The organism is Pseudomonas piscis, from assembly GCF_009380155.1.
GTDB lineage: Bacteria > Pseudomonadota > Gammaproteobacteria > Pseudomonadales > Pseudomonadaceae > Aquipseudomonas > Aquipseudomonas piscis.
Map to the genome: position 1 here is coordinate 280,907 of NZ_WHUV01000007.1, position 25,282 is coordinate 306,188.

At 62.2% G+C, this 25,282-nt stretch carries 26 protein-coding genes and 4 tRNA genes; 18 read left to right on the forward strand and 12 right to left on the reverse strand.

Features of this window, described 5'->3' with window-relative positions; genetic code table 11:
• Nucleotides 1–28 precede the first annotated feature (28 nt).
• Nucleotides 29–976, forward strand: coding sequence for a 4-hydroxy-3-methylbut-2-enyl diphosphate reductase (gene ispH / locus GDH07_RS30205; protein WP_152899681.1), 948 nt, complete (start codon nucleotides 29–31; stop codon nucleotides 974–976).
• On the opposite strand, the gene GDH07_RS30210 is transcribed toward ispH, so the two are convergent.
• Nucleotides 977–1,501: a GspH/FimT family protein gene (locus GDH07_RS30210; protein WP_053134634.1), complete on the reverse strand. Its 525-nt coding sequence runs from the start codon at nucleotides 1,499–1,501 to the stop codon at nucleotides 977–979.
• 276 nt (nucleotides 1,502–1,777) lie between these two features.
• Between GDH07_RS30210 and pilV the strand changes: the two genes are divergently transcribed.
• Genes pilV through thiO form a run of 6 tightly spaced genes read left to right on the forward strand, consistent with a single transcriptional unit; the run spans nucleotide 1,778 to nucleotide 5,321 of the window.
• Nucleotides 1,778–2,221: a type IV pilus modification protein PilV gene (gene pilV / locus GDH07_RS30215; protein ID WP_246196055.1), complete on the forward strand. Its 444-nt coding sequence runs from the start codon at nucleotides 1,778–1,780 to the stop codon at nucleotides 2,219–2,221.
• The gene (locus GDH07_RS30220) at nucleotides 2,218–2,928 is read left to right on the forward strand and encodes a PilW family protein (RefSeq protein ID WP_343038360.1); all 711 of its coding nucleotides are present in this window, start codon (nucleotides 2,218–2,220) and stop codon (nucleotides 2,926–2,928) included. Before pilV ends, GDH07_RS30220 begins: the two co-directional genes overlap by 4 nt.
• Nucleotides 2,928–3,401 carry a pilus assembly PilX family protein gene (locus GDH07_RS30225; protein ID WP_246196056.1) on the forward strand — a complete coding sequence of 158 codons (474 nt, stop codon included), beginning with the start codon at nucleotides 2,928–2,930 and terminating at the stop codon, nucleotides 3,399–3,401. The genes GDH07_RS30220 and GDH07_RS30225 overlap by 1 nt, the downstream gene beginning before the upstream one ends.
• Entirely contained in the window at nucleotides 3,388–3,735 is a 348-nt protein-coding gene (locus tag GDH07_RS30230) for a hypothetical protein (protein ID WP_152899682.1), read from the forward strand. The genes GDH07_RS30225 and GDH07_RS30230 overlap by 14 nt, the downstream gene beginning before the upstream one ends.
• 15 nt (nucleotides 3,736–3,750) lie before the next feature.
• Nucleotides 3,751–4,152 (forward strand): type IV pilin protein, encoded by a 402-nt coding sequence (locus tag GDH07_RS30235; RefSeq protein WP_152899683.1) that lies wholly within the window; start codon nucleotides 3,751–3,753, stop codon nucleotides 4,150–4,152.
• A gap of 56 nt (nucleotides 4,153–4,208) precedes the next feature.
• The gene (gene thiO, locus GDH07_RS30240; protein WP_152899684.1) at nucleotides 4,209–5,321 is read left to right on the forward strand and encodes a glycine oxidase ThiO; all 1,113 of its coding nucleotides are present in this window, start codon (nucleotides 4,209–4,211) and stop codon (nucleotides 5,319–5,321) included.
• Here the strand turns inward: thiO and GDH07_RS30245 are convergent.
• The 3 genes from GDH07_RS30245 to GDH07_RS30255 form a co-directional block, all read right to left on the reverse strand.
• The gene (locus GDH07_RS30245) at nucleotides 5,318–6,649 is read right to left on the reverse strand and encodes a sigma-54-dependent transcriptional regulator (RefSeq protein ID WP_152899685.1); all 1,332 of its coding nucleotides are present in this window, start codon (nucleotides 6,647–6,649) and stop codon (nucleotides 5,318–5,320) included. The two genes, thiO and GDH07_RS30245, sit on opposite strands and share 4 nt — an antisense overlap.
• Before the next feature lie 271 nt (nucleotides 6,650–6,920).
• A complete protein-coding gene (locus GDH07_RS30250; RefSeq protein WP_152899686.1) occupies nucleotides 6,921–7,154 on the reverse strand; it encodes a PP0621 family protein in 234 nt (77 codons plus the stop codon).
• 128 nt (nucleotides 7,155–7,282) lie between these two features.
• Nucleotides 7,283–8,305 (reverse strand): outer membrane protein assembly factor BamD, encoded by a 1,023-nt coding sequence (locus GDH07_RS30255; protein WP_053134619.1) that lies wholly within the window; start codon nucleotides 8,303–8,305, stop codon nucleotides 7,283–7,285.
• A gap of 150 nt (nucleotides 8,306–8,455) precedes the next feature.
• Between GDH07_RS30255 and rluD the strand changes: the two genes are divergently transcribed.
• The 7 genes from rluD (at nucleotide 8,456) to GDH07_RS30290 (ending at nucleotide 13,543) form a co-directional block, all read left to right on the forward strand.
• Entirely contained in the window at nucleotides 8,456–9,418 is a 963-nt protein-coding gene (gene rluD / locus GDH07_RS30260) for a 23S rRNA pseudouridine(1911/1915/1917) synthase RluD (RefSeq protein WP_031320555.1), read from the forward strand.
• On the forward strand, nucleotides 9,415–10,140 hold the full coding sequence (gene pgeF, locus GDH07_RS30265) for a peptidoglycan editing factor PgeF (RefSeq protein ID WP_152899687.1): 726 nt from the start codon (nucleotides 9,415–9,417) through the stop codon (nucleotides 10,138–10,140). The genes rluD and pgeF overlap by 4 nt, the downstream gene beginning before the upstream one ends.
• A 130-nt stretch (nucleotides 10,141–10,270) precedes the next feature.
• A complete protein-coding gene (gene clpB, locus GDH07_RS30270) occupies nucleotides 10,271–12,835 on the forward strand; it encodes an ATP-dependent chaperone ClpB (RefSeq protein WP_053134614.1) in 2,565 nt (854 codons plus the stop codon).
• A gap of 295 nt (nucleotides 12,836–13,130) precedes the next feature.
• Nucleotides 13,131–13,206, forward strand: a tRNA-Asn gene (locus GDH07_RS30275).
• A gap of 9 nt (nucleotides 13,207–13,215) precedes the next feature.
• Nucleotides 13,216–13,292, forward strand: a tRNA-Pro gene (locus GDH07_RS30280).
• 5 nt (nucleotides 13,293–13,297) lie between these two features.
• A tRNA-Lys gene (locus tag GDH07_RS30285) sits at nucleotides 13,298–13,373 on the forward strand.
• A gap of 93 nt (nucleotides 13,374–13,466) precedes the next feature.
• Nucleotides 13,467–13,543, forward strand: a tRNA-Pro gene (locus tag GDH07_RS30290).
• A gap of 108 nt (nucleotides 13,544–13,651) precedes the next feature.
• Here the strand turns inward: GDH07_RS30290 and GDH07_RS30295 are convergent.
• Together GDH07_RS30295 and GDH07_RS30300 are read right to left on the reverse strand one after the other, a co-directional pair.
• Complete coding sequence (locus tag GDH07_RS30295) at nucleotides 13,652–17,284, reverse strand: ATP-binding protein (RefSeq protein WP_152899688.1); 3,633 nt, start codon at nucleotides 17,282–17,284, stop codon at nucleotides 13,652–13,654.
• 105 nt (nucleotides 17,285–17,389) lie between these two features.
• On the reverse strand, nucleotides 17,390–18,580 hold the full coding sequence (locus GDH07_RS30300) for an EAL domain-containing response regulator (RefSeq protein ID WP_152899689.1): 1,191 nt from the start codon (nucleotides 18,578–18,580) through the stop codon (nucleotides 17,390–17,392).
• Between the two features lie 326 nt (nucleotides 18,581–18,906).
• Here GDH07_RS30300 and GDH07_RS30305 point away from each other — a divergent pair, with 326 nt between their 5' ends.
• Entirely contained in the window at nucleotides 18,907–19,536 is a 630-nt protein-coding gene (locus tag GDH07_RS30305; RefSeq protein ID WP_022641068.1) for a response regulator transcription factor, read from the forward strand.
• A gap of 98 nt (nucleotides 19,537–19,634) precedes the next feature.
• On the opposite strand, the gene GDH07_RS30310 is transcribed toward GDH07_RS30305, so the two are convergent.
• The 3 genes from GDH07_RS30310 to GDH07_RS30320 form a co-directional block, all read right to left on the reverse strand.
• Complete coding sequence (locus GDH07_RS30310) at nucleotides 19,635–20,933, reverse strand: NAD(P)/FAD-dependent oxidoreductase (RefSeq protein WP_152899690.1); 1,299 nt, start codon at nucleotides 20,931–20,933, stop codon at nucleotides 19,635–19,637.
• Between the two features lie 60 nt (nucleotides 20,934–20,993).
• The gene (locus GDH07_RS30315) at nucleotides 20,994–21,167 is read right to left on the reverse strand and encodes a DUF3094 family protein (protein WP_022641066.1); all 174 of its coding nucleotides are present in this window, start codon (nucleotides 21,165–21,167) and stop codon (nucleotides 20,994–20,996) included.
• Nucleotides 21,168–21,356: 189 nt separating this feature from the next.
• Complete coding sequence (locus tag GDH07_RS30320; protein ID WP_022641065.1) at nucleotides 21,357–21,986, reverse strand: DUF1780 domain-containing protein; 630 nt, start codon at nucleotides 21,984–21,986, stop codon at nucleotides 21,357–21,359.
• Between the two features lie 150 nt (nucleotides 21,987–22,136).
• Between GDH07_RS30320 and GDH07_RS30325 the strand changes: the two genes are divergently transcribed.
• The 3 genes from GDH07_RS30325 (at nucleotide 22,137) to GDH07_RS30335 (ending at nucleotide 23,569) form a co-directional block, all read left to right on the forward strand.
• Nucleotides 22,137–22,604 carry an FAD/FMN-containing dehydrogenase gene (locus GDH07_RS30325; protein WP_343038361.1) on the forward strand — a complete coding sequence of 156 codons (468 nt, stop codon included), beginning with the start codon at nucleotides 22,137–22,139 and terminating at the stop codon, nucleotides 22,602–22,604.
• A complete protein-coding gene (locus GDH07_RS30330) occupies nucleotides 22,601–23,290 on the forward strand; it encodes an energy-coupling factor ABC transporter permease (protein ID WP_152899692.1) in 690 nt (229 codons plus the stop codon). The genes GDH07_RS30325 and GDH07_RS30330 overlap by 4 nt, the downstream gene beginning before the upstream one ends.
• A 63-nt stretch (nucleotides 23,291–23,353) precedes the next feature.
• Nucleotides 23,354–23,569 carry a hypothetical protein gene (locus tag GDH07_RS30335; RefSeq protein WP_022641062.1) on the forward strand — a complete coding sequence of 72 codons (216 nt, stop codon included), beginning with the start codon at nucleotides 23,354–23,356 and terminating at the stop codon, nucleotides 23,567–23,569.
• Nucleotides 23,570–23,588: 19 nt separating this feature from the next.
• On the opposite strand, the gene yacG is transcribed toward GDH07_RS30335, so the two are convergent.
• The 3 genes from yacG to GDH07_RS30350 are packed head-to-tail and all read right to left on the reverse strand — an operon-like array spanning nucleotide 23,589 to nucleotide 25,281.
• Nucleotides 23,589–23,792 carry a DNA gyrase inhibitor YacG gene (gene yacG, locus GDH07_RS30340; RefSeq protein WP_022641061.1) on the reverse strand — a complete coding sequence of 68 codons (204 nt, stop codon included), beginning with the start codon at nucleotides 23,790–23,792 and terminating at the stop codon, nucleotides 23,589–23,591.
• Nucleotides 23,789–24,412 carry a dephospho-CoA kinase gene (gene coaE, locus GDH07_RS30345; protein WP_085597063.1) on the reverse strand — a complete coding sequence of 208 codons (624 nt, stop codon included), beginning with the start codon at nucleotides 24,410–24,412 and terminating at the stop codon, nucleotides 23,789–23,791. Before coaE ends, yacG begins: the two co-directional genes overlap by 4 nt.
• On the reverse strand, nucleotides 24,409–25,281 hold the full coding sequence (locus tag GDH07_RS30350) for a prepilin peptidase (RefSeq protein ID WP_053134598.1): 873 nt from the start codon (nucleotides 25,279–25,281) through the stop codon (nucleotides 24,409–24,411). The genes coaE and GDH07_RS30350 overlap by 4 nt, the downstream gene beginning before the upstream one ends.
• Nucleotide 25,282 lies beyond the last annotated feature (1 nt).

Here is a 25,282-nt window from a genome sequence, read left to right on the forward strand (position 1 = left end):
TCCTTGCGCGCAAGACACGAGGCACAGCATGCAAATCAAACTCGCCAACCCCCGTGGCTTCTGCGCCGGTGTGGACCGGGCGATCGAAATCGTCAATCGCGCCCTGGAGGTCTTCGGGCCCCCGATCTATGTCCGGCACGAAGTGGTGCATAACAAGTTCGTCGTCGAGGACCTGCGTAATCGCGGGGCGATCTTCGTCGAGGAGCTAGACCAGGTGCCGGACGATGTCATCGTCATCTTCAGTGCCCACGGCGTATCCCAGGCTGTACGCAGCGAAGCGGCCGGTCGCGGCCTCAAGGTATTCGACGCCACCTGCCCGTTGGTGACCAAGGTGCATATCGAAGTCGCGCGCTATAGCCGTGATGGTCGGGAATGCATCCTCATCGGCCACGCTGGTCATCCGGAGGTCGAAGGCACCATGGGCCAGTACGACGCCAGCAACGGCGGCGCCATCTACTTGGTGGAAGATGAGGACGACGTCGCCAAGCTGCAGGTACAGAATCCCGAGCGACTGGCCTTCGTGACCCAGACCACCTTGTCCATGGACGACACCAGCCGGGTGATCGACGCCTTGCGTGCTCGTTTCCCGGCCATTGGCGGGCCGCGCAAGGACGATATCTGCTACGCCACGCAAAACCGCCAGGACGCCGTCAAGCAACTGGCCGACGAGTGCGACGTGGTATTGGTAGTGGGTAGCCCCAACAGCTCCAACTCCAATCGCCTGCGTGAGCTGGCCGAGCGCATGTCCACCCCGGCCTATCTCATCGATGGCGCCGAGGACCTGCAACGCAACTGGTTCGATGGCGTCGAGCGCATCGGTATCACCGCCGGCGCCTCGGCTCCGGAAGTCCTGGTACGTGGCGTGATCCAGCAGCTGCAAGCCTGGGGCGCCACCGGTGCCGACGAGTTGGCCGGCCGTGAAGAGAACATCACCTTCTCCATGCCCAAGGAACTGCGGGTCCGTTCCCTGCTCTGATCATCCTGCACTCATGCACAGGGCCTGCTCGGCGATGTCGCTGCGCAGGCTGATCCTACCGCTACGCGACAGCACCACCTGGTGGCGGCTGTCTCCTCGACCCTTCTGGCAGATGTGCAGCGTGCCGGCCTGGAAGGCGCCCGTGGGCAGCAATGGGTTGCCCAGAACGCCAAAGCGCACGAATTGCTGCACCGGGCGATTGCCTATTATCTGCACGTGCCCGGCATGCCGACGCTCTATCAGCAGGGGATTTTCCGGATCGTCCGGCCCCTTGCCGCTGGCATCAAGGATGATTCGCCAACCCTTGCTCCAGTCACCGTCCAGCCCGTGTACCAGGGCCGTATGACGTTGCAGGATGGCTGCCGCCCGGGCGTTGCGCAGGTCGCTGGCGAGGGTTCGAGCAGTATCCAATTGTCGATTCGATTGCAGCAGTTGGCCGAGTCCGGTGCCGGACAGAGGCAGCAGGATCGCCAGCAAGGCCAGGGTGACCAGGAGTTCTAGCAAGCTGAAGCCTTTCTGTTGCATGGCGTCTCCCTCCTTGGAAACACAACTTCACGCTATACGTGCGCGGCCCTTGGTGATTCAAGGACTCGTTTGTTATAGCCCGGGCGTTCCCAGGTTAGATGGTCAATTTGCTTACAAGGAATTGCCGACCATTGGCACCTGGCCCCGGGCCAATCCCGGCAATGTGTTGCCGGGTGTACCAGATACCAAACCGCGCTCCATTGCCGGCTAACCTCAAGAGGCGGCGAGGCTGATCGAGCCTGGTATGTCGCTCTCCACGGATCGGAAGAACTTCGGATGAAAGGAGCAGGAAGCGAGTTCGGCATGACCCTGGTCGAGGTCCTGGTGGCGTTGTTGGTCCTCGCCTTGGGCTTGCTGGGGGCTGCGGCGGTGCAGCTCAAGGCGTTGCAGTACACCGATAGCGCACGGATGAGTACCCAGGCGAGCTTCATCGCCCACGGCATGCTCGAGCGGATTCGAACCAGTACCCAGTCGGATGTTCTCCAGGCCAAGCCGGGGGAGGCGGCTTCAGGCGGCCTGCGAGCCCAGGACCTGGCGGATTTCGCCAGTGATGTTGCGAATTTCGCTGGTGTCGATGCCCGGGGCCGCGTCGATGCCGGCCAGGGCCTCTACATCGTTCACATCACTTGGGATGATTCGCGTGCCTCGGGTTCCGGCGGGCAGCCGCGTGAGTTGATGCTTGGCAGCCGGCTGGCAATAGCCTCGGATGGTACGCCGTGAATCGTTGGAGTCGGGGTTTCGGCTTGGTGGAAGTAATGATGGTGCTGTTGCTGAGCCTGGTGTTGATGCTCGGGGCGAGTCGGGTATTCATGGCGGCCAAGCAGACCTATCTCAGCCAGGGTGCCTCGGCCTACCAGCAAGAAGAGGCGCGTTTCGTCCTGAGCAAGATGCTCCGGGAAATCCGCATGGCTGGATTCTCTGGTTGCCTGAAGAGGATTCGCGATGCCAGTGAGGGTGGGAGTTTTTCTCGCTTGGCGGCAACGCCAATTCACTGGAGTGACACGGAGCAGAGGCTGAGCCTGGTGACCGTCGATGCAGGAGAGGTCGATGGCGCGCCGACCTGGAGCCTGGTCACCGACTGCCGGAAGGAGGCAGTAGTCTATTCGGGAGCTCGAAAAGCCGGTGAGGGGCAACAGGTGTTCGCCTTGCGCCGGGTGTCCTACCGCTTCAGGAACCAGCAGTTGCTGTTCGGTACCGGCCTTGAGCAACAACAGATGGTGCTGCTGGACAACGTCCAGTCCTTCGACGTCGGTTTTGGCCTGGCCCGCTCGGCTACGGACAATGTCCTGGCAGGCTATAGCCGCCAGCCTGGCGACCCCGCATTGATCCTCAGCGTACGGCTGCGCCTGACCTTGAGCGACCCAAGTGGTGCCGTCCGGCCCCAGGAGTTCACTCTCGTGGCGGCCTTGCGCAACAGGTTGTCCTGATGCAGTCGCTGCCCGGTTTGCGCTTCGAACGAGGCATGGCCTTGCTGGCCAGCCTGTTGTTCCTGTCGCTGTTGACGATGATCGGTGTTTCAGCCATGCAGAATGCCACCTTGCAGGAGCGGATGGCCGCCAGCCTGGCCCAGCAGCATCGTGCCTTCCAGGCCGCCGAGACGGCATTGCGCCTGGGCGAGGCGCAAGTGCGCAAGGGGGGCGCCTGGCCGGTATGTGCGACGCCAGTGCGGTGCGCTCCCCCTGGCGAGTCGTCATTGGTGGTCGATGCTGGCTGGAACGTAAGTTCCGGAGTGCGCTGGGTGGCAACGGTCGATGGTTATTACGCGGTGCAGAACCTGGGGCTCGTCAAGGGGGCGGTCCGATTGCCCGAAGAGGTTACGGCCACCTTGTATCGAGTGACGGCCATCGGCCTGGCTGGCCAGGCACGCAGCGTGCTGGAAAGCATCTATGCCAAATACTGACGCGGATCGCGGACGTTGGCGCAGCAGCCTGCTGGCCCTGGGCGGCCTGCTGTGGGGGCTGTGCCCAGCGGCTACTACCCAGGTGCTGGCTGATGATCTGGCGATGGCGCAAGGGATGACGCTGTTGTCGCCGCCGCAGCCGGAGACTTGCTGCAGCAATATCGATGGCGGGAATTTGCCCGATGTACCTGTGTTCGGCGGTAAGATGCTCGGCGCCCCGATGCCGGGCCAGTCTGACAATGTCTCCCGGGAGCCTCGAGGCGGCGCCATCGAGCCCCCCTTGCAGCGCCCCGATGCCGCTGGCCGGCGCATCCTGTGGCGACAAATCCAGTAAGCGAGATTCTTGACCATGCGCAGATCCAACCAAGGTCTTACCCTGATCGAAATCATGATCGTGATCGCGATCATCGGTCTGGTCCTCACCTTGAGCCTTCCCAGCATCACTGAGTACATGAGGAAGCCTCACCGCAGTGAAGTCACGGTGCTGCTCACCGAGCAGGCACAGTTACTCGAGCGCCATCACGCCTCGGCCGGGGTCTATAGCAATGCACCCGGCCTGAGCACGGGCAATGACTACTACAGCCTCAGTGCAACCCTGACCGATAGCGGATTCTCGCTGACGGCAGTGCCCAAGGCCGATGGCCTGATGGCGGCCGACAAGTGCGGCAGCTTCAGCCTCGACCAGGCCGGGGCGATCGGCCTGGCAGGCCAGGCCGATGGGGTGACGACCAAGGACTGCTGGGGCCGCTGAGTACCTGTTTCGGGAGCCCAGGCGCCCACTGTCTTTCTCATTGATTGGAACCATCCATGGCTAAGCAACAGCAAGTGCTGGTGATCGGAGGCGGGGTGATCGGCCTGCTCACCGCCTACAACCTGGCTTCCAAGGGGCAGCAAGTGCGGCTCCTGGAGCGCTCTGACCTGGGGTGTGAGTCTTCCTGGGCCGGTGGCGGGATCGTTTCCCCGCTCTATCCCTGGCGGTACAGCCCGGCGGTCACCGCACTGGCCCACTGGTCGCAGGATTTTTATCCGCAGCTTGCCGGGCAATTGTTCGGCGATACCGGGATCGACCCCGAGGTGCATACCACCGGCCTCTACTGGTTGGACCTGGAAGACCAGGCCCCGGCCCTGGAGTGGGCGCGGCGTGAGGGGCGGCCGCTGAGCCAGGTGGACATCAGCGCCGTGCATGATGCGGTGCCGGTACTCGGGAGCGGCTATCAGCAGGCGATCTACATGGCCAATGTGGCCAATGTGCGTAATCCGCGCCTGGTGAAGTCCCTCAAGGCGGCGTTGCAGGCCCTGCCCAATGTGCATATCGATGAGCAATGCCCGGTCACGGGGTTTATCCGGGACGAGCAGCGAGTGGTGGGTGTGCACAGCGCCCTGGGCGAGTTGAGGGCGGACCAAGTGGTGCTTTGTGCCGGGGCCTGGAGCGGTGAGTTGCTGTCCAGCCTGGGGCTGGCGTTGCCGGTGGAGCCGGTCAAGGGACAGATGATCCTGTACAAGTGCGCCGCCGACTTCTTGTCTTGCATGGTCCTGGCCAAGGGACGCTATGCGATTCCCCGGCGCGATGGGCATATCCTGGTGGGCAGCACCCTGGAGCATGAAGGTTTCGACAAGACTCCGACCGCCTCTGCCCTGGATAGCCTCAAGGCGTCGGCCGTCGAGCTGATCCCGGCCCTGGCGGACGCAGAGGTGGTTGGGCATTGGGCGGGCTTGCGTCCGGGCTCTCCTGAAGGCATTCCCTACATCGGACAGGTTCCCGGATTCGACGGTTTGTGGCTCAACTGCGGGCATTACCGTAACGGCCTGGTGTTGGCTCCGGCTTCCTGCCAATTGTTCTGCGACCTGTTGTTGGGCAACCAGCCGATCATCGACCCACAGCCATATGCTCCTGCGGGACGCATCGAGGCGCGCGTCTAGTCCAGTCCCAGTTTCTTCAAGCGATAGCGCATCGAGCGAAACGACAGACCTAGCCGGCGAGCCGCCTCCGTGCGGTTCCAGCGGCATGCTTCCAGCGCCTGGAGCAGCAACTGGCGCTCCACCTGTTGCAGGTGTAGCGCCAGATCGAACGCGGTCGCGGCTGGATGCGGGAGACTTTCCGCTCGGCTGGCGCAGGGCAGGCCGAGGTCCGCCACTTCTATCCATGGTCCTTCGCGGAAAATCTGTGCCCGTTCCAGCAGGTTTTCCAGTTCTCGCACATTGCCGGGAAAGTCGTGGGCCTCCAGCGCCTGCAGTGCTTCCGGGCGCAGCTGGGCTACCGTCTGGCCGCTGTCGATGGCCAAGCGCTGCAGGATATGCCGGGCCAACAGGTTGATATCGGCATGGCGCTCGCGCAGGGGTGGAACCCGTAGTTCGATGACGTTCAGGCGATAGTACAGATCCTGGCGGAAGCGTCCGGCTTCCACCTGCTGCTTCAGATCCTGGTGGGTGGCACACAAAATCCTGAGGTCCACCGCTTCCTCTGTCTGGCTACCCACTGCCCGTACGGACTTTTCCTGCAAGGCACGCAGGAGTTTCACCTGCATGGCCAGCGGCAGTTCGGCTACTTCGTCGAGGAACAGGGTGCCGCCCCGTGCGGCCAGGAACAGCCCGGGCTGGTCCGCCATGGCCCCACTGAAGCTGCCTTTGCGGTGACCGAAGAATTCGCTCTCCATCAACTCCGAAGGGATGGCTCCACAGTTGACCGCAATGAACGGTCGCCGGACCCTGGGGCTCAGGTCGTGGATCAAGCGGGCGACCCGTTCCTTGCCGCTACCGGATTCGCCGCTGATGTAGACCGCTGCCTGGCTAGGCGCCAGCTTGGTGATCTGGCGGCGCAGGTCGGCCATTGCTGGTGAGTTGCCCAGCAGTTGCTTGCTTGCCGAGGTTTCCCGGGGCACAGGTGGCTTGAGGCGGTTGCCGACCAGCTCTCGTAGATGCTTGAGATCCAGGGGTTTGTGCAGCAGATCGCAGGCTCCGGCCTGCAAGGCACTGGCAGCGGTCTGCTGGCTGGTATCGTCGCTGAGTACGGCCACCGGAACACGGGAGTGGTCCTGGCGGATGTGTCTCAGTAGTTCCAGGCCGCAGCCGTCCGGCAGATGCAGGTCGGTCAGGCACAGGTCGAAACGATTTTGCCTCAAGTGGTCGCGGGCTTCTTGCAAGGTGCTGGCGCTGCGGGTGTGCAGGCGCATCCGGCCGAGAGTGATTTCTACAAGGGCGCGTACTTCCTTGGCCCCATCGACCACCAGGACCTTTTGCCGTGGATTCATGACAGTGCGCTTTCATCCATGAAGAACGGGCAGCCGGCGTATCGCCAGGCCGAGAGTTGAAGTCTAGGCCCGCTAGGCAAGAGCGGCAGGGCAGCGGCGGAGGTGGTGGCGCCGACCAGGGGGGGCGAGCCAGCTCGAGAGGCAGCAGGACCACTGAATCCGGGGGCTGGGGGGATTGGCCTGCCGGCTTGGAGGGTGGAGGTTATTTTGTCGCCAATTATTCTGGCGATGGGGCGATTGCCCCGTGCCGTCAGGCGCAGGGCGGGTGCGGTCAGCGGTTCTGGCTACCGGGGCCTTGTTCCAGGTGGGCCTGGCTGCAATACCATTGCTGCGACAGGCTCAGGGCCCGGTCCTGGGGCAGGTGTACGCCGCAGTGGGCGCAACGCACCATGGGCGTGCTACCTGGCTCAGCGGGGTTATGGGGAGCCGAGGCGGGGCGCTTGAATTTGCGCCAGAACCATACCGCAGCGGCAATCAGGGCGATCCAGAACAGTAGACGAACCATGGCATCCAGTTTCTTGAGGAAAGATGCGGCAGTTTAGCCAAGCGCTTGCCGGTCGCACAGGCCCGCAGGATTGCAGGCATGAAAAAGGGAGACTTGAAGTCTCCCTTTATTGAACAGGCTGCTGCTGATCAGTCGAATACGCCGAAGGTCATGTAGCTGAACCAGGAGCGATCTTCATTGTTGCCAGCGGCTTGGTGATTTTCTTCTTCGATCACTTCGCCGTTGCTGTCCTTGGGCTTGAGCTCCTCGGGGATCGCTTCTTTGGCATCCTGATATTGCTTCATGATGTCCTGGTTGGCGCGGGTTTCTCCCGGCGGCAGCGGCGGACGGGATTCGATCAGGCCCAGGGTGGCCTTGCTCAGCCAGGAGCGGTTGTCGGCCTCGGCTACCCGCGGTACGAACTGGCCATCCACCAGGCTTGGGTGGTCTGGGTAGTTGAGCTTGAGGGTTTCCAGGCTGGTGGCTGCCAGCTCATCCAGGTGCAGGCGCTGATAGGCCTCGGTCATGACCGCCAGGCCATCGCCTACCGATGGGGTTTCCTGGAAGTTCTCCACCACGTAGCGGCCACGGTTGGCGGCGGCGACATAGGCCTGGCGGGTGAGGTAGTAGTCGGCTACGTGGATTTCATAGGAAGCCAGCAGGTTGCGCAGGTAGATCATGCGCTGCTTGGCATCCGGGGCGTAGCGGCTGTTCGGGTAGCGGCTGGTGAGCTGGGCGAATTCGTTGTACGAATCGCGAGCGGCACCTGGGTCGCGCTTGGTCATGTCCAGCGGCAGGAAGCGCGCCAGCAGGCCGACGTCCTGGTCGAACGAGGTCAGGCCCTTGAGGTAATAGGCGTAGTCGACGTTCGGATGCTGCGGGTGCAGGCGAATGAAGCGCTCGGCAGCCGACTTGGCGGCTTCCGGCTCGGCATTCTTGTAGTTGGCATAGATCAGCTCGAGCTGTGCCTGGTCGGCGTAGCGACCGAAGGGATAGCGCGACTCCAGGGCCTTGAGCTTGGCAGTGGCGCTGGTATAGCTGTGGTTGTCCAGGTCGGTCTGCGCCTGCTGGTACAGCTCGACTTCGCTCAGGTTTTCGTCAACGACTTCCTTCGATGAGCAAGCAGCGGTCAGTGCGAGGATGGCGATCAGCAGCAGGTGTTTCACTTGCATAGCGGCTTGCGTCCCTATGACGGCCGCTGTCTTGGGCGGGGCCGTCCTGTTATGATGAGCGCCCCGTTGAAAGCCTCGGGGCAAAAGACGCCGTATTTAACCACAAGCGCGCAGCCGAAACCAAAGGCTGTGCCGACCCCCAGTCCGAGCATGTCCGATAAAATAGAACTTCGCGCAGAGGTGCCGTCCGAACTGGGCGGTCAACGCCTCGATCAAGTCGCCGCCCAATTATTCGCCGAGCATTCGCGCTCGCGCCTTTCCGCCTGGATCAAGGACGGTCGCCTGACCGTGGACGGGGCGGTACTTCGTCCCCGTGACATCGTCCACGGCGGCTCCGTCCTCGAGCTGACTGCCGAGCAGGAAGCCCAGGGTGAATGGGTTGCCCAGGACATCGAGCTGGACATCGTCTACGAAGACGACGATATCCTGGTGATCAACAAGCCCGCGGGACTGGTGGTGCACCCGGCTGCCGGCCATGCTGACGGCACCTTGCTCAATGCGCTGCTGCATCATATTCCCGACATCATCAACGTGCCGCGAGCCGGCATCGTCCACCGCCTGGACAAGGACACCACCGGCCTGATGGTGGTGGCCAAGACCATCCAGGCGCAGACGCAACTGGTGGCCCAGCTGCAGAGCCGCACCGTCAGCCGCATATATGAATGCATCGTGATCGGCGTGGTGACAGCAGGCGGCAAGATCAATGCCCCCATCGGTCGCCATGGCCAGCAGCGCCAGCGCATGGCGGTGATGGAAGGTGGCAAGCCGGCAGTCAGCCACTATCGGGTACTGGAGCGCTTCCGCTCCCATACCCATGTGAGGGTCAAGCTGGAAACCGGGCGTACCCACCAGATTCGGGTCCACATGGCCCACATCAACTTCCCGTTGGTGGGCGATCCGGCGTACGGCGGCCGCTTCCGCATCCCTCCGGCCGCCAGCCCGACCATGGTCGATTCGCTGAAGAACTTCCCGCGCCAGGCGCTGCATGCGCGCTTTCTCGAGCTGGACCACCCGACCACCGGCAAGCGCATGAGCTGGGAGTCGCCGTTGCCGGAAGACTTCGTCTGGCTGCTGTCGCTGCTCAAGCAAGACCGTGAGGCGTTCATCGGATGAATGACTGGCTGATTCCTGACTGGCCCGCGCCGGCCGGGGTCAAGTCCTGTGTCACCACCCGCAGTGGCGGCGTCAGCCTGGCGCCGTTCGACAGCCTCAACCTGGGCGATCACGTCGACGACCAACCCGACGCAGTGGCCGAGAACCGGCGTCGCCTCACCGAGCAGTTCTCCATCGCTCCGGCCTGGTTGCAGCAGGTGCATGGGGTCGCGGTGGCCCACGCCGATCCCGCCGTGGTTGCAACCGCTGATGCCAGCTGGTCCGCCACGCCGGGCGTTGCCTGCGCGGTGATGACCGCCGACTGCCTGCCGGCGCTGTTCTGTAACCGTGCCGGGACCCGGGTCGCGGCGGCCCATGCCGGTTGGCGTGGGCTGGCTGCCGGAGTGCTGGAAGCCACGCTCGACCACCTCGACGTGCCCGCCGACCAGGTCCTGGTATGGCTAGGGCCGGCGATAGGTCCACAGCGTTTCGAAGTGGGCGCCGAAGTGCGCGAGGCGTTCGTCACTCAGTTGGCCGAGGCCGCGCAGGCCTTTGTCCCGAGCATCAATGCCGGACGCTTCATGGCCGATATCTACCAGTTGGCACGCCTGCGCCTGGCGGCCCGTGGTGTCACCGCTGTTTATGGCGGTGGTTACTGCACTGTCAGCGACCCGCGTTTTTTCTCCTATAGGCGCAATCCGCGTACCGGGCGTTTCGCCTCCCTCGTCTGGCTCGAGCGCTAGACTAATCTGACCTGCGTCAAGCAACTGACGCTTGAATCTCCCAGAATCGACCGCATCTAGGGAATCATCTGGCAGGTTTCTCTATTTAGGTGTGTCCATCGCTCCGGCCTGCTCAAAAGGAAGGTGACTAATGCGTATAGACCGATTGACCAGCAAGCTTCAGCTGGCTTTATCCGATTCCCAATCCCTGGCGGTAGGCCTCGACCACCCGGCTATCGAACCGGCGCACCTGATGCAGGCCCTGCTTGAACAGCAAGGTGGCTCCATCAAGCCCCTGCTGATGCAAGTGGGCTTTGACGTCAACAGCCTGCGCAAGGAACTGAGCAAAGAGCTCGACCAACTGCCGAAGATCCAAAACCCCACTGGCGATGTGAACATGTCCCAGGACCTGGCGCGCCTGCTCAACCAGGCCGATCGCCTGGCCCAGCAGAAAGGCGACCAGTTCATTTCCAGTGAACTGGTGCTGCTGGCGGCCATGGATGAAAACAGCAAGCTCGGCAAACTGCTGCTGGGCCAGGGCGTGAGCAAGAAGGCCCTGGAAAACGCCATCAATAACCTGCGCGGCGGCGAGGCGGTGAATGACGCCAACGTCGAGGAGTCGCGCCAGGCACTGGATAAGTACACCGTCGACCTGACCAAGCGTGCCGAGGACGGCAAGCTCGATCCGGTGATCGGCCGTGACGACGAGATTCGCCGCACCATCCAGGTGCTGCAGCGCCGGACCAAGAACAACCCGGTGCTGATCGGCGAGCCTGGCGTGGGCAAGACCGCCATTGCCGAGGGCCTGGCCCAGCGGATCATCAATGGCGAGGTGCCCGACGGCCTGAAGGGCAAGCGTCTGCTGGCGCTGGACATGGGCGCGCTGATTGCTGGCGCCAAGTACCGCGGTGAATTCGAGGAGCGGCTCAAGTCGCTGCTCAACGAACTGTCGAAGCAGGAAGGGCAGATCATCTTGTTCATCGATGAACTGCACACCATGGTCGGCGCCGGCAAGGGCGAGGGCGCCATGGACGCCGGCAACATGCTCAAGCCGGCCCTGGCCCGTGGCGAGTTGCACTGCGTTGGCGCCACCACGCTCAACGAATACCGCCAGTTCATCGAAAAAGATGCTGCCCTGGAGCGTCGCTTCCAGAAGGTGCTGGTGGAAGAGCCGAGCGAGGAAGACACCATCGCTATCCTGCGTGGCTTGAAAGAGCGCTATGAGGTGCACCACAAGGTGGCGATCACCGACGGCGCGATCATTGCCGCGGCCAAGCTCAGCCATCGCTATATCACCGATCGCCAGTTGCCGGACAAGGCCATCGACCTGATCGACGAAGCGGCCAGCCGTATCCGCATGGAGATCGATTCCAAGCCCGAAGTGCTCGATCGCCTCGACCGTCGCCTGATTCAGTTGAAGGTGGAGTCCCAGGCGCTGAAGAAAGAAGAAGACGAAGCAGCGAAGAAGCGCCTGGAAAAACTGACCGAGGAAATCGAGCGCCTGGAGCGCGAGTACTCCGACCTCGAAGAGATCTGGGCCTCTGAAAAGGCCGAGGTGCAGGGCTCAGCGCAGATCCAGCAAAAGATCGAGCAAGCTCGCCAGGAGCTGGAAGCGGCGCGGCGCAAGGGTGATCTCAGCCGCATGGCCGAGCTGCAGTACGGGGTGATCCCGGACCTGGAGCGCAGCCTGCAGATGGTCGACCAGCACGGCAAGACCGAGAACCAGTTGCTGCGTAACAAGGTGACCGAGGAGGAAATTGCCGAGGTGGTGTCCAAGTGGACCGGCATTCCTGTGTCGAAGATGCTCGAGGGCGAGCGCGACAAGCTGTTGAGGATGGAAAGCCTGCTGCATCAGCGGGTCATTGGCCAGAATGAAGCTGTGGTGGCGGTATCCAATGCCGTGCGTCGCTCTCGCGCTGGCCTGGCGGACCCGAATCGGCCAAGCGGTTCGTTCATGTTCCTCGGCCCGACCGGGGTGGGCAAGACCGAGCTGTGCAAGGCGCTGGCGGAGTTTCTCTTCGATACCGAAGAGGCCATGGTACGGATCGACATGTCCGAGTTCATGGAGAAACACTCCGTGGCTCGCCTGATCGGTGCACCTCCGGGTTATGTCGGTTACGAGGAAGGTGGCTACCTGACTGAAGCTGTACGTCGCAAGCCGTACTCGGTGATCTTGCTGGACGAGGTGGAGAAAGCGCACCCGGATGTGTTCAACATCTTGCTGCAGGTCCTGGAAGACGGACGGTTGACCGACAGCCACGGGCGTACGGTGGATTTCCGCAATACCGTGATCGTCATGACTTCCAACCTGGGCTCGGCGCAGATCCAGGAGTTGGTGGGCGACCGCGAGGCCCAGCGCGCTGCGGTAATGGATGCGGTATCCAGCCACTTCCGGCCGGAATTCATCAACCGTGTCGATGAAGTGGTGATCTTCGAGCCGCTGGCCCGGGATCAGATCGCTGGTATCACCCAGATCCAGCTGGGGCGTCTGCGTAGCCGTCTGGCGGAGCGTGAGTTGCGCCTGGAACTGAGTGATGAGGCCTTGGACAAGCTGATCGCCGTGGGTTACGACCCGGTGTACGGTGCTCGGCCGCTGAAACGGGCGATCCAGCGCTGGATCGAGAACCCGTTGGCCCAGTTGATCCTGTCCGGCGGTTTCCTGCCTGGCAGCACCATCACGGCGGTGGTGCAGGACGACGAGATCGTCTTCAACTGATCTCCGGTTGCCTGGAAATGAAGAGGCCTCGCATTGCGAGGCCTTTTTTTTCACTAGGGCGTTGAACTGTAAGGAAAAGGCTTGTAAAGTGCGCCCCGCAGTCAGTCACCCCTCAGGTTTTTTCTGCTGAAGAAGAAACCGGCAATGAAGTCGCAAATCATTGTCTTAAAAGCAATTTAGGGGGTTGACAGAGGTTTAAAAGATTGTAAAATGGCGCGCCTCAGAGACATGAACGTAGCGATACGCAGAAAGTCGAAGAGGATGAAGCAACACGTTGTAGCTTGAAGTAATCAGTTCCGTGATAGCTCAGTCGGTAGAGCAAATGACTGTTAATCATTGGGTCCCAGGTTCGAGTCCTGGTCACGGAGCCAACTTCAAACCGGGGTATAGCGCAGTCCGGTAGCGCGCCTGCTTTGGGAGCAGGATGTCAGGAGTTCGAATCCCCTTACCCCGACCATATTTGGGTCGTTAGCTCAGTTGGTAGAGCAGTTGGCTTTTAACCAATTGGTCGTAGGTTCGAATCCTACACGACCCACCATTTTTGAAACCAGTTCGCTGGAATCGAATCTTAAGAGCAGAAGCCAAAAGCGCTGCTCGCAGAAGGCGCCTCTCGTAGGTGCCTTTTTTTTACCGGGGTATAGCGCAGTCCGGTAGCGCGCCTGCTTTGGGAGCAGGATGTCAGGAGTTCGAATCCCCTTACCCCGACCATATTCACGAAGAAGGGCACCTCAATGAGGTGCCCTTTTTCGTTTGTCTCTGAAAATATCCCCAGGCTTGCCGGCGTTTGGCAAGCGGCGGCCCTTGAGCCGCCATTTGTCACAGCTCTTGCGAGCCGTCCCAGATACCTGGCTGGGCCAGCAAGCCCTGCTCCAGGGTCGTCATGGCCAGTTGCACCTGTTCCACATGCTCAGCGATGTCCGGCAGCGGCACATGATTGAGGCACGCCTGCTCCAGTTGGCGGCAACGCTCCACCAACAACTCACCCTTGACCACTCGTGCTGCCCCTTTGATGCGATGAGCCAGCTCTGCAAGTTCGACTGTCGCCTGTTTGCGCAGGCAGGTCGTGAGCGCTTGTTGGTCGGTGCGATTGTTGACGATCAGCTCGCTCAGTATATGACGGAGCATTTTCGGCTCACTGCCCACCAGGCTTTGCAGGGACTCCAGGTCGAAGCTGCTCGGTGCAGGCGCATCGCCCTGGGCAGGAAGCAGTTCTATCTCACTATCATCGGTGTCGCCGATGGATAGCAAGCGCAGCTCCAGTTCGTCCAGGCCGATAGGCTTGACCAGGCAATCGTTCATTCCGGCCTGGACACAGCGTTCCACTTCCTCAGGCTGGGCGTCGGCGGTCAAGCCGATGATCATCACCGACGGGCTGATGTTGTCCCGCTCATAGCGGCGAATGGCGCGGGCCAGCTCGGCACCATTCATGATGGGCATGTGGTAGTCGGTGATGATCATGTCGAATCCTCGCTCGCGCCAGATATTCAACGCATCCAGGCCATTTTCCGCTTCCACCACGTCGTGTCCGAGGAAGCTCAACTGCTGCTGCAGGACCTGGCGGTTCACCGCATGGTCGTCCACGATCAGGATCTGCAAGCGGTACATCGGGCGCGTCTTGGGCAGCGGCGGGCGTTCTGGGGCTTCCATGCGTTCCAGCGCTTGCAGGAGCAGTTCCACATCCACCCGGGTACCTTGCCCCAGCGCGCTGCTCAGCGAGATGTGCCCGCCCATCATTTCGCACAGGCTCCGGCAGATCACCAAGCCCAGCCCCGTGCCCTCGGTATGCTGCACATTGCGCTCCACCTGGGAAAACGGCTGGAACAGGCGTTGCTGATTGGCTGGAGAGATCCCGATCCCGGTATCTTCCACGCTGAGCTTGACCTTCAGCGCCGAGTTTTCCAGGAGATCGGCGCCAATGGTCACTTTGATGAAGCCGGATTCGGTGAACTTGATGGCATTGCTCACCAGGTTGGACAGGACCTGCTTGAAGCGCATGCCGTCCACCAGCACGTCGCCGTTGATGCTGGAGTCGATTTCCAGTACCAGGTTCAGGCATTTTTGCCGAGCCAGCCCCTCGAATACCCGGGCGACGGATTCCACCAACTCCCGCAGGTTGGCGCGTTTGGGCGAAAGGCTCAGGCGTCCGGACTCGATCCGGGCGATGTCGAGAATGTCGCCGATCAGCTCCAGCAGGCTCTTGGCCGAGCTGTAGGCGATTTCGATGCTGGAGCGTTCGATCTGGTCGTTGTCGGCTCGCTTGAGCTCCAGCTCAAGGATGCTGATGACGGCGTTCATCGGCGTGCGGATTTCATGGCTCATGGTCGCCAGGAAGGTGGTCTTGGCCCGACTGGCCTCGTCGGCGAGGTTCTTGGCCTCTTTCAGTTCCTGGACCAGATGGCGATGCTTGGTGATATCCAGCCAACCGCAGATCACGCCCTTGGTGACGCCATGGCTGTCCTGGAACGGCTGGATCCAGTGCTCGATCCAGACCTCCTTGCCCTGCAAGCGAACGGTCTCCACCGAGGTGAGGGTCTGGCCAGCGGTGATCGCCTGCAAGTATCGCTGGTGCAGGCCCGGCTCCGCGGAGAAGTGAGCCTCGGGCAGCTCCCGCACGGTCTTGTTCAGCACCTGTTCGGCGTTCAGGCCGACGCTGCGCAGGTAGCTGCGATTGCAGGACAGCATGGCGCCGTCGAGGTCTCGTATGTAGAGCACTGGCGGCATGTTCTCGGTCAGCGTTTCGATGAAGCGCAACTGGTCGTTGAGGGTTTTCTCGACCCTGACCCGGCGCTGCAGGTAGAAGCCCCAGATCAACGACAGCAATAGCAGCAGCGAGGCCCCGGTGACGATTTCGGCGATGACGATGGTGTAGTCGCGCCAGGTTTCGCCGCTCATGCCCGGTGGTGAGCGCCAATGGTTGGCCATGGCGTTGAGATCGTCCGCCGGAAGGCTGAGCAGGGCCTTGTCGAGGATCGACTGCAGCTCCGAATCTTCCCGGCGCAAGGCGAAGTTCGCGGTCTTCTGGCTGGTATGGATCAGCTCGGCGATGGCCAGGCGGTTCTGGAACAGGCGGACGATGTAGTAGCGCGAGGTAGGCAGCGACATCACGGTGGCGTCGGCATCGCCTGAATAGACCTTGTTCAGGCTGTCCAGGGCGGTCTGCGTTTCTATCAGCTCGGTGTCCGGGTAGAGCTCGCGTACTTGCTGCAGCATGACATGCCCGGTGGGAATGGCCAGGCGCTTGCCTGCCAGGTTGCCAGGCGACTTGGCTTTGCCGGTCTTGTCAGCCTGGGTAATCAGCACGAAGGGGCTGGCCAGGAATGGACGGGTGAAACGCAGTTTTTCCTCGCGCTGTGCACTGGCGGTCATGATGGCCAGGTCCGCCTCGGACTGGCGCAAGGTTTCGATCTGCTCCGGATACCCACCATTGCGTGCCGTCACCTGGAATTGCAGACCCGTGCGCTGGGAGATCACTTCCAGCAGTTCTGCGGCGACCCCGGAGAACACGCCGTTGGCATCGAAGAAGGCGACCGGCGCCAAGTCATCGTTGATCACTAGGCGCAGCACCGGATTACGCTCGATCCAGCGGGCTTCCTGGGCTGTCAGGGGGATGCGTTCGTCTGTTGGCAAGAAGCCGCTACCTACCCAGCGCTGACTCAGCACGGTGAGCTTTTCCTGGCCGATGGCCTCGATGCTTTGGTCCAGGATCCGTTGCAGGCGTTCATTGTTGCCCTTGAGCGCGAAGCCGTAGTCGCCCTTGGGATGGTCGGCGAAGCGCTCGAACCTGAGAAAGCCGTAGTAGGAGCGGTTGATCTGGAAGTAGGCGCTGAGCACATCGTCGACATAGAGGTCGGCCTGGCCGAAGGCGGCCGCCGCGATGGCGTTCTCATGGCTGGGCTGCACCACCAACCGGGCAAGGGGGAAGTGGGCGCGCAGCTCGGCGGCGTGTTGCTCGGGCACGGCAATCCGCAGGCCGGCGAGATCGCGAGGTGGGGTGCGCAGTTCATCGCTGCGCTTGAACAGGGCCAGGCGCCCTTCGGCGAACGGTCGGGTGTGCCTGATACTGGCATCGGGATGCCCGGAGTTGTAGCTGCCCATGAAGTCGATGGTCCCGGCTTGCAGCGCCTGCAGGGCCTCTTCGTGGGTCTGGAAGGGAAGGAGCTTGATGCGCACCCCCAGCAACTGCCCCAGCAGGGCACTGATATCGGCGGTGATCCCTTCGTAGCGACCATCGTTGTAGCTGACGCTGAAAGGCGCCGACTCTTGTGCGACCGCTCCGATCTTCAATTCCAGCTTGTGTCGTAGCCAGTGCCAATCCTCGTCCTCGAGAGCGAGTTCGTGGTGATCGAGGCGGGCCGTGCTGTACAGCGTATGGGGGAGTATCTGGGCCAAGGCCGGTTGGGGGCCGATGATCGCCAAACAGATGAAAAGCGAGAAAAGTCGGGAATGCATGATTGCTTCAGAAAAATAGGGAGCCAGGGAGTGGTCGATGGACCGGAGGGAGCGGCATCGGCATGTAGAACAGGGGCGTGGGAGGCTGGTGAACGATCGATGGACTCATCCTGGCAGCGGATCTGCGCGGCAATAGGCTATGAAATGGTGTTCGGGCATCGGTCGCGCGAACAGGAATCCTTGGGCCGCTTGGCATCCGAGGTCCCGCAGGCGCTCTTGCTGTTCGATATTCTCGACACCCTCAATGATCAGCGACATGCCCAGTGAGCGGGCAAGGGCTACTGTGTAACTGATGATTGCGCAGCTCCTGGGTTGGTACTTCATCTTGCGAACGAAGGCACCGTCGAGCTTGATCTGGCTGAAGGGCAGTTCGCACAAGCGCTGTAGTGACGAGTGGCCTGCACCGAAGTCATCCATGGCCAGGCCGCAACCCATCAAGCGCAAGCGCACCAGGTTCTCCAGGCTGCAAGCCGGTGCGGTGATCAGGCTGGTCTCGGTTATTTCGAAGATGATGCTGGCCGGTGGCACCTGGAATCGCGCGAGCCAGGTGCCGATAGCACCGCTCAAGGCCTGGGAGGCCAGTTGCGCCGGATGCAGGTTGAAAGAAAACTCCAGGGAGCGGCCCTGGTTGGCGAGACTCCTGCGTAGTGCCAGTCCTTGTTCGAGCAATTGCCAGAACAAGCGGTCCAGGAGCTTGTGCTGTTCCATGAGGGGCAGGAAGTGCGATGGCGGGAGTACGCCAAGTCTTGGGTGATTCCAGCGTGCCAGGGATTCCACGCCAAGCAGCGAGGCGTCCTCGAGCGCCACCCTGGGCTGGTAGTAGGGTTCGAATTCGCCGTTATCCAGGCCACGAACCACTTCGGCCAACGTCGGCAGGCCGGACCTGGCCAGGGGCAGGGGCTGGCCGTGGCGCCAGCTCTGGTGGCGCGCCAGCATGGCGGCCAGTCGTTCCAGGCGAAATGGCTTGCCCAGGTCGCCGAGAAAATCCAGGCCCAGGCGCTTGATCATGGCGATGGTGGTTTGTCGCAGTATCGGGTCGGCCTGGCTGCACAGGATCACCGAGCGCAGCTTGCCGCTCTGACTGGCATGGCGCAGGAAAGCCAGGCCGTCCATGCCGGGCATCCTCAGGTCGCAGATGGCGATATCGATTTTTTCGCAACTGGCCAGCAGGGCCAGGGCCTCGTCGCCATTACCGGCTTCGTGCACCCGCCCGGGCATTGCCTTGCTCAAGGCGGTGATGGTGATCAGTCGTTGGAGTGGTTCGTCATCCAGAACCAGGACGTTCAAATGTTGCATTGCCGGCTCGAGTCATTGATCGCCGAGCATCTTGCTTAAGATTCCAGAGCAGGGTCCATTGGTCGTATCTCTATGGTTTGTAGGAATTTTCCTCAAGGATAATCGAATTATCTGATTCCATAGGACCTGCTCCTTAACCCCTTGTATCGCCGGTTATTTGTCTGGAACCTGAATTTTCCGCTGGACTAGCAAGAGGATTCTCATCGCGAAGCCAAGGCTCAAGGTTTCGCATGGCAGTGAATGGCACCTGAGCAAGGTGCGATGACGTAATTTTTTCCAGTGGTCATGGTTGACCGACGTTCGAGTTCTTAAGGTGAAATGACAATATGCACAGCGTATTGATAGTGGATGATCATCCTGTCGTGCGGCTTGCCGTCAAGGTGTTGTTGGAAAAGCACAACATGCGCGTGGTGGCCGAGACAGACAACGGACTGGATGCGTTGGAACTGGTTCGTGAGCATGTTCCCGACGCGGTGATCCTCGATATCGGGATTCCCAAGCTCGATGGTCTCAAGGTGTTGTCGCGTATCAAGGCCCTGGGCCTGCCCACCGAAGTACTGGTGCTCACCTCGCAATCGGTGGAGGGGTTCTGCCGGCGTTGCATTCAGCTGGGGGCCCGGGGGTTCGTCAACAAGGAAGAGGACCTGGGCAACCTGGTGGTGGCCCTGAACGCCGTGCTGGCCGGCTACACCTTCTACCCGTCGCTGGCCCTGGATGTGTCCGCCTCGGCGGTGGAGCAGCGTTCCGAGGCCGAGCAGATCGGCCTGCTGACCGATCGGGAAATGATCGTCCTGCAGCACCTGGCCCAGGGACATTCGAACAAGGCCATCGGGGAAAAACTGTTCTTGAGCAACAAGACGGTAAGTACCTACAAGACCCGCCTGTTGCAGAAGCTGGGGCTGGGTTCCCAGGTCAGCCTGGCGGAGTTCGCCAAGCGCAATGCGCTGATTCCCTGACCAGGAAGGCGCCGGCCCATTGCGGGCCGGCTTCCAGACGCATTTGCGCCACCTCTATGACTTGGCCCCCGCTACAGGGCGTGGCGGGGGCCAAGTGTTCAGTGCAGCTTCAGGCGTGGGTCCGTACCGCGTCCGATCCGACTCCCAAGCATCATCATCGCCGTGCGGAACATTCCGTACAGGGCCATCTGGTGCATGCGATACAACGAGATGTAGAACATCCGCGCCAACCAGCCCTCGAGCATCACGCTGCCCGTGAGGTTGCCCATCAGGTTGCCCACCGCCGAGAAGCGCGAGAGCGAGATCAGCGAACCGTAGTCGGTGTACTTGTAGGTCGGCAATTCCTTGCCTTCCAGGCGCAGCTTCAACGACTTGGCCAGCAAGGAGGCTTGCTGGTGCGCGGCCTGGGCCCGTGGTGGAACGTTGCGATCGCTGCCAGGTTGCGGGCAGGCGGCGCAATCGCCGAAGGCGAAGATGTCCGGATCGCGGGTGGTCTGCAGGGTCGGCAATACCTGGAGCTGGTTGATGCGGTTGGTCTCCAGGCCGTCGATATCCTTGAGGAAGCCCGGGGCGCGGATCCCTGCGGCCCACACCTTGAGGCTGGCAGGAATGACCTGGCCGTCGGCGGTGAGCAGGCTTTCTGCGGTCACTTCGCTGACCGAGGCGTTGGTCATGACCCGCACCCCGAGTTTCTCCAGGGTCTTGTGCACCGGCCCGCTGATGCGTTCGGGCAGGGCCGGCAGGACTCTTGGACCGGCTTCGATCAAAGTGATGTGCATGTTCTCCGGGCGGATCCGGTCCAGGCCGTAGGCTGCCAGCTCGTGGGCGGCGTTGTGCAGCTCGGCCGCCAGCTCGACACCCGTGGCGCCGGCGCCGACGATCGCCACGCTGATCTGCTCCAGTTCCTCGGTCTGCCCGGCGTGGGCTCGCAAGTAGTGGTTGAGCAGTTGCTGGTGGAAGCGCTCGGCCTGTTTGCGCGTGTCGAGGAACAGGCAATGCTGGGCGGCGCCCTGGGTGCCGAAGTCGTTGGTGGTGCTACCCACCGCGAGCACCAGGGTGTCGTAGCCGAGCTCTCGGGCAGGCAGCAGTTCGGCTCCTTCTTCGTCATAGGTGGCCGCCAGCTGGATTTTTTTCTGCTGGCGGTCGAGCCCACTCATGCGGCCCAGCTGGAACTCGAAGTGGTTCCATTTTGCTTGGGCAACGTAGTTGAGTTCGTCCGCGGAGGAGTTCAGCGATCCGGCAGCCACTTCGTGCAGCAAGGGTTTCCAGATATGGGTCAGGTTGGCGTCGACCAGCGTTATGCTGGCCGTACCGCGTTTGCCCAGGGTCTTACCCAGGCGGGTCGCCAACTCCAGGCCGCCGGCGCCGCCGCCGACGATGACAATACGATGGTTCATGGGGATATCTCGCAAGGCTAAAAGAAATCGGGGCAGTCGACCGAGCGAGCGCGATGCGGCTCATAGCGTCAGGTAACTGATAAGACGGCTCAACAGGCCGAGGGCCACGGTCACCACGACCACCACCACGAGGAGCATCCACGGCCTGAAGGGCCGGCGCTCGACTCGGTGCTGGGGCAGGTGCAGGTATTCTTCGACATGGCGTTGGTCGTCGGGGTTCAGGCGGCTGCTCATAAAAGGCCTCGTCGGGTAGACGTCGCAACATGGAGGAATGTTACAGCGCAGTGTAATCCGGCATGAAAAGGAGCATCACCGCTGCCATGTGGAGATCCATGGCAAGACCCCCGGGGCCGGCAGGCATGAGCGCTTTTTACCATTGCGGGGAGGATTGCGCCATGCCCACCGATGGCGGATTGACGAGCCTCACAAACTGATACCGACATCGAAGACGATGCTGCGCCCCAGGTTGCTGCGCAGGAACTCCGGGGCATCCGGGTGGGCGAACAGCACCCGGGCGAAGGTTGGCCCGACCAGGGACAACGAGCGCCAGCCCTGGCGCAGGTATTCGGTAGGCGGCGGGAAATGGCTGTTGAGGTCCAGCACTTCGCGCTTGAGGGCGGCAAAGGCGATGATGTCCAGCTCCCCCAGGTTCATTCCGCGCTCCTGATAATTGCGAGCCTTCTTGCGCAAGGTCGGCGCCAGCCGCAGCAGCAGTTCGCTGGCCGGGATGCGTTTGGGCTTGGCTTCGCGCCGCACCAATTGGCTCAGGGAAAACGCGCTGCGCCGGCGTTGCAGTTCGTCGCGCCATTCATCGTTGAGCCGACGTCCCTCGTCGAGGACGAAGAACACCTCGAAGCTGGCCTCGCGAAACAGTACATCCGGCGGCTCTTGCCCGGGAGCGGTGAATTCGTCATTGCGGTAGGGAATATTCAAGCCTTGCAGCAGGCGCTGGCAGACCCAACGCTCGCGCTCCCATTTGCGGGCATTGGACAGGAACGCATTGGCTTGCTCGGCCTGGATGGTTAGCAGGCGCAAGAAATCTGAGTCATCCATACCCTCAAGCTTAGCGCCCAAATGTGACCTTAAGAACCCGCCGTACGGAAAAAGCACCTCGGCCCTGGTCGTTCCCGGGCGTGCCCACTGGAGCCTGCCCAGGGGCGGTGTAGACTGTTGCGCGTCCCGTCGAACGATAAGGAGTGTGCCGTGAAGCGCTGGTCAATGCTGTTGCTGGTCCTGTTGCCGTTATGGGCCCAGGCCCTCGAGATCGGGGAGCGCCTGGCGCCCTGGACCCTGCTGGACCAGTTCGACGAGGCCTATAGCCTCGACGGCCAGGCCCGGATCCTGTTGGTGGCACGCAGCATGGACGCGGCCAAGCTGGTGAACGCGGCGCTCAAGGACCAGCCCAAGGGCTATCTGCAGGAGCGGGGTGGCGTCTTTGTCGCCGATATCCAGCGCATGCCCGCGCTGATCGCCAGGATGTTCGCCATACCGGCCATGCGCGACTATCCCTACCGGGTGATGCTCGATCGTGAGGGGCGAGTGGCGCCGCGCTACCCGGCAACCGAGGACAAGGTGCTGTGGCTGCAACTGCGGGATGGACAACTCGTCGAGCGCCATGAGTACGCCAGTGCCGAGCAGCTAGCTGCGGCCCTGGAGCAAGCCAGGCCATGATCAGCGCGGCACTGCTGGCGCCGCAGACGCTGGTCCTGGGCTGGCTGCTGTATGTGCCGCTGCTGCTCTGGGCCATATGGCGAGCGCCCTGGGTCGAGCTGTTCACCGACAGTCGCCGCCAGCACCTGCTGTTCGGCACGGTCTTCGCCCTGTTCCTGTTGTGGCTGGTCCGACGGGATTTCGATACCGGCGTGTCCTATCACTTCATCGGCATGACTGCGGTGACCTTGTTGCTGGATTGGCCCCTGGCCATAGTCGGGGGCCTGGTCGCGCAGTTGGGACTACTGGCGTTGGGACGCCAGGACCTGGCGGCCCTGGGCATCAACGGGATGTTACTGGTGCTGCTGCCGGTGGCGGTGACCGAGGCCTGCGCCTGGTTGGTGGAGCGGGCCCAGCCGCGCAACCTGTTCGTCTATATCTTCTGTTCGGGTTTTTTTGCCGCTGCGCTCTCGGCATTGTTGTGCCTGCTGTGCGGATTGGGCCTTTTGTGGTTCGACGAGCGTTTCGCCATGCCCGAATGGCTGGAGGACTTCATCGGCTACCTGTGGCTGATCATCTTTCCCGAGGCCTTCATCAACGGCATGGTGGTCAGTGCGCTGGTGGTGTTCTGCCCCGAGTGGCTGGAGACCTTCAACCGCACCCGTTACCTCTCGGCGCCCTGGAAGGACGAGGATCCGCGCCCTTGATCCATATCAATTGCGCACGCCTGGCCGCGCTGCATGCTCGGCAAAAATTCCAGGAGTGCGGTCATGAGTGTCTATCAGTGGGCCCGGCAGGAAGTGCGCGACAGTCTGCAAAACGCCCTGCAGGAGGGCTTTGAGCCCGGGCTGAGCTTGCGGGCGCTGCTCAGCGCGGTGGTACAGCAGAGCAAGAATGTGCGCAGCATCGAGGACCTGGCGGATGAGTTGCAGTTCCTCGCGGAAAACCTCGACGACGATCAGGACTACAGCTTCATGCGGCCCTGATCGGCCTTCAAGAGAATCTTCAGTGGGCGCGGGGCGGCAGTTCTTCGGAGAACAGGTCGTCCTCGGCGTCCGGGCTCACCGGGATCTTGTGCTCCTCTGCGGCCCAGGCTCCAAGGTCGATCAGTTTGCAACGATCGGAGCAGAACGGCCGGTTGATATTGGCTGGGGTCCATTCCACTGGGGCGCCACAGGTCGGGCATTCGACGGTCAAGGGTTGGCTCATGGCTGGCCTCCACGCAAGGTTAGATAAAAGTGATGCAGGCGTTCGACTTCGCTGTGCAACCAGGCACGGTCGCGGTCGTTGACCAGTACGTCGTCGGCATTTCGTAGGCGCTCCTCGCGGCTGGCCTGGGCCTGGAGAATTGCCTGGACCTGCTGTTCGCTGACCTGGTCGCGCAACAGGGTGCGTTCGATCTGCAACTGTTGGGGCGCATCGATCACCAGGATGCGCTGGGTCATCCGGGCCTGTCCCGATTCCACCAGCAACGGCGAAACCAGGATGGCATAGGGCGATTGCGCCCGGGCCAGGTGGCTGGCGATTTCCTCGGCGATCAGCGGATGCAGCAGGGCCTCCAGCCAGCGTCGCTGCTGTGGGTCCTCGAAGATCAGCTTGCGCAGGGCGGCACGGTCCAGTTGGCCGTCGGCCTGCAGCACGCCCTCGCCAAAATGCCGGGCGATCTGTTCCAGGGCCGGGCGCCCGGGCTCTACCACCCAGCGGGCGGCATGATCGGCATCGATCACATGGATACCCAGGTCGATGAAGTGCTGGGCAGCGGCGCTCTTGCCGCTACCGATCCCGCCGGTGAGGCCGAGGATCCAGGGGGTGTTAACGGAGCGAGTCATTGGAAACCGACAAACTGCAAATAGAAGTCGGTTATTTGACCACCCCAGAGCAAGGCAATCCAGCCGGCAATGGCCAGAAAGGGGCCGAAGGGGATCGGAGTCGAGCCCTTGGCCTGGCGCAGGCGCAACAATAGGCTGCCAATCAGTGCCCCGGCCAGGGAGGCCAGCAGCAAGGTCAGCGGCAGGACCTGCCAGCCGCCCCAGGCCCCTAGCATCGCCAGCAGCTTGAAATCGCCATGGCCCATGCCGTCCTTGCCAGTCAGCAGCTTGAACAGCCAGAACACCGACCACAGCAGCAGGTAACCCACCACCGCGCCCCAGAGGGCGTCCTCCAGGCTCGCCAGCAGGCCGAAGCTGTTGACGATCAAGCCCAGCCATAACAGGGGCAGTACCAGCACATCCGGCAGCAATTGGTGCTCGGCATCGATCAGGCTCATGCCCAGCAGGCCCCAGCTCAACAGCAACAGCAGGCCGGCCGTCCAGCCGAAGCCGAAATGCCAGGCCACGAATGCCGAAAGCAGTCCACACGCCAGCTCGACCAGTGGGTAGCGCGCGCTGATCCGGGTCTTGCAGTGGGCGCAGCGACCGCCCAGCCACAGGTAGCCGAGCAGGGGGACGTTATGCCAGGGGCGCACGGGCCGTGCGCAATGCGGGCAGTGGGAGTGGGGGAGCAACAGGTTGTAGGGAGCTGTCACGGGCTCCGCGGGCAGCCCCAGGATTTCATGGGCCTGGGCGCGCCAATCGCGCTCGAGCATGCGCGGCAGGCGCCAGGCCAGCACGTTGAGGAAGCTGCCGACGATCAGCCCCAGTACCAGGGATGCCAGCACGAACGCCAGGGGGTAAAGGCTCAGGACTTCAGTCAAGGACATG

Coding starts and splice junctions, on each gene's coding strand:
- ispH (WP_152899681.1), top strand. CDS start 29: ATGCAAATCAAACTCGCCAACCCCCGTGGCTTCTGCGCCGGTGTGGAC.
- GDH07_RS30210 (WP_053134634.1), bottom strand. CDS start 1,501: ATGCAACAGAAAGGCTTCAGCTTGCTAGAACTCCTGGTCACCCTGGCC.
- pilV (WP_246196055.1), top strand. CDS start 1,778: ATGAAAGGAGCAGGAAGCGAGTTCGGCATGACCCTGGTCGAGGTCCTG.
- GDH07_RS30225 (WP_246196056.1), top strand. CDS start 2,928: ATGCAGTCGCTGCCCGGTTTGCGCTTCGAACGAGGCATGGCCTTGCTG.
- GDH07_RS30230 (WP_152899682.1), top strand. CDS start 3,388: ATGCCAAATACTGACGCGGATCGCGGACGTTGGCGCAGCAGCCTGCTG.
- GDH07_RS30235 (WP_152899683.1), top strand. CDS start 3,751: ATGCGCAGATCCAACCAAGGTCTTACCCTGATCGAAATCATGATCGTG.
- thiO (WP_152899684.1), top strand. CDS start 4,209: ATGGCTAAGCAACAGCAAGTGCTGGTGATCGGAGGCGGGGTGATCGGC.
- GDH07_RS30245 (WP_152899685.1), bottom strand. CDS start 6,649: ATGAATCCACGGCAAAAGGTCCTGGTGGTCGATGGGGCCAAGGAAGTA.
- GDH07_RS30250 (WP_152899686.1), bottom strand. CDS start 7,154: ATGGTTCGTCTACTGTTCTGGATCGCCCTGATTGCCGCTGCGGTATGG.
- GDH07_RS30255 (WP_053134619.1), bottom strand. CDS start 8,305: ATGCAAGTGAAACACCTGCTGCTGATCGCCATCCTCGCACTGACCGCT.
- rluD (WP_031320555.1), top strand. CDS start 8,456: ATGTCCGATAAAATAGAACTTCGCGCAGAGGTGCCGTCCGAACTGGGC.
- pgeF (WP_152899687.1), top strand. CDS start 9,415: ATGAATGACTGGCTGATTCCTGACTGGCCCGCGCCGGCCGGGGTCAAG.
- clpB (WP_053134614.1), top strand. CDS start 10,271: ATGCGTATAGACCGATTGACCAGCAAGCTTCAGCTGGCTTTATCCGAT.
- GDH07_RS30295 (WP_152899688.1), bottom strand. CDS start 17,284: ATGCATTCCCGACTTTTCTCGCTTTTCATCTGTTTGGCGATCATCGGC.
- GDH07_RS30300 (WP_152899689.1), bottom strand. CDS start 18,580: ATGCAACATTTGAACGTCCTGGTTCTGGATGACGAACCACTCCAACGA.
- GDH07_RS30305 (WP_022641068.1), top strand. CDS start 18,907: ATGCACAGCGTATTGATAGTGGATGATCATCCTGTCGTGCGGCTTGCC.
- GDH07_RS30310 (WP_152899690.1), bottom strand. CDS start 20,933: ATGAACCATCGTATTGTCATCGTCGGCGGCGGCGCCGGCGGCCTGGAG.
- GDH07_RS30315 (WP_022641066.1), bottom strand. CDS start 21,167: ATGAGCAGCCGCCTGAACCCCGACGACCAACGCCATGTCGAAGAATAC.
- GDH07_RS30320 (WP_022641065.1), bottom strand. CDS start 21,986: ATGGATGACTCAGATTTCTTGCGCCTGCTAACCATCCAGGCCGAGCAA.
- GDH07_RS30330 (WP_152899692.1), top strand. CDS start 22,601: ATGATCAGCGCGGCACTGCTGGCGCCGCAGACGCTGGTCCTGGGCTGG.
- GDH07_RS30335 (WP_022641062.1), top strand. CDS start 23,354: ATGAGTGTCTATCAGTGGGCCCGGCAGGAAGTGCGCGACAGTCTGCAA.
- yacG (WP_022641061.1), bottom strand. CDS start 23,792: ATGAGCCAACCCTTGACCGTCGAATGCCCGACCTGTGGCGCCCCAGTG.
- coaE (WP_085597063.1), bottom strand. CDS start 24,412: ATGACTCGCTCCGTTAACACCCCCTGGATCCTCGGCCTCACCGGCGGG.
- GDH07_RS30350 (WP_053134598.1), bottom strand. CDS start 25,281: ATGTCCTTGACTGAAGTCCTGAGCCTTTACCCCCTGGCGTTCGTGCTG.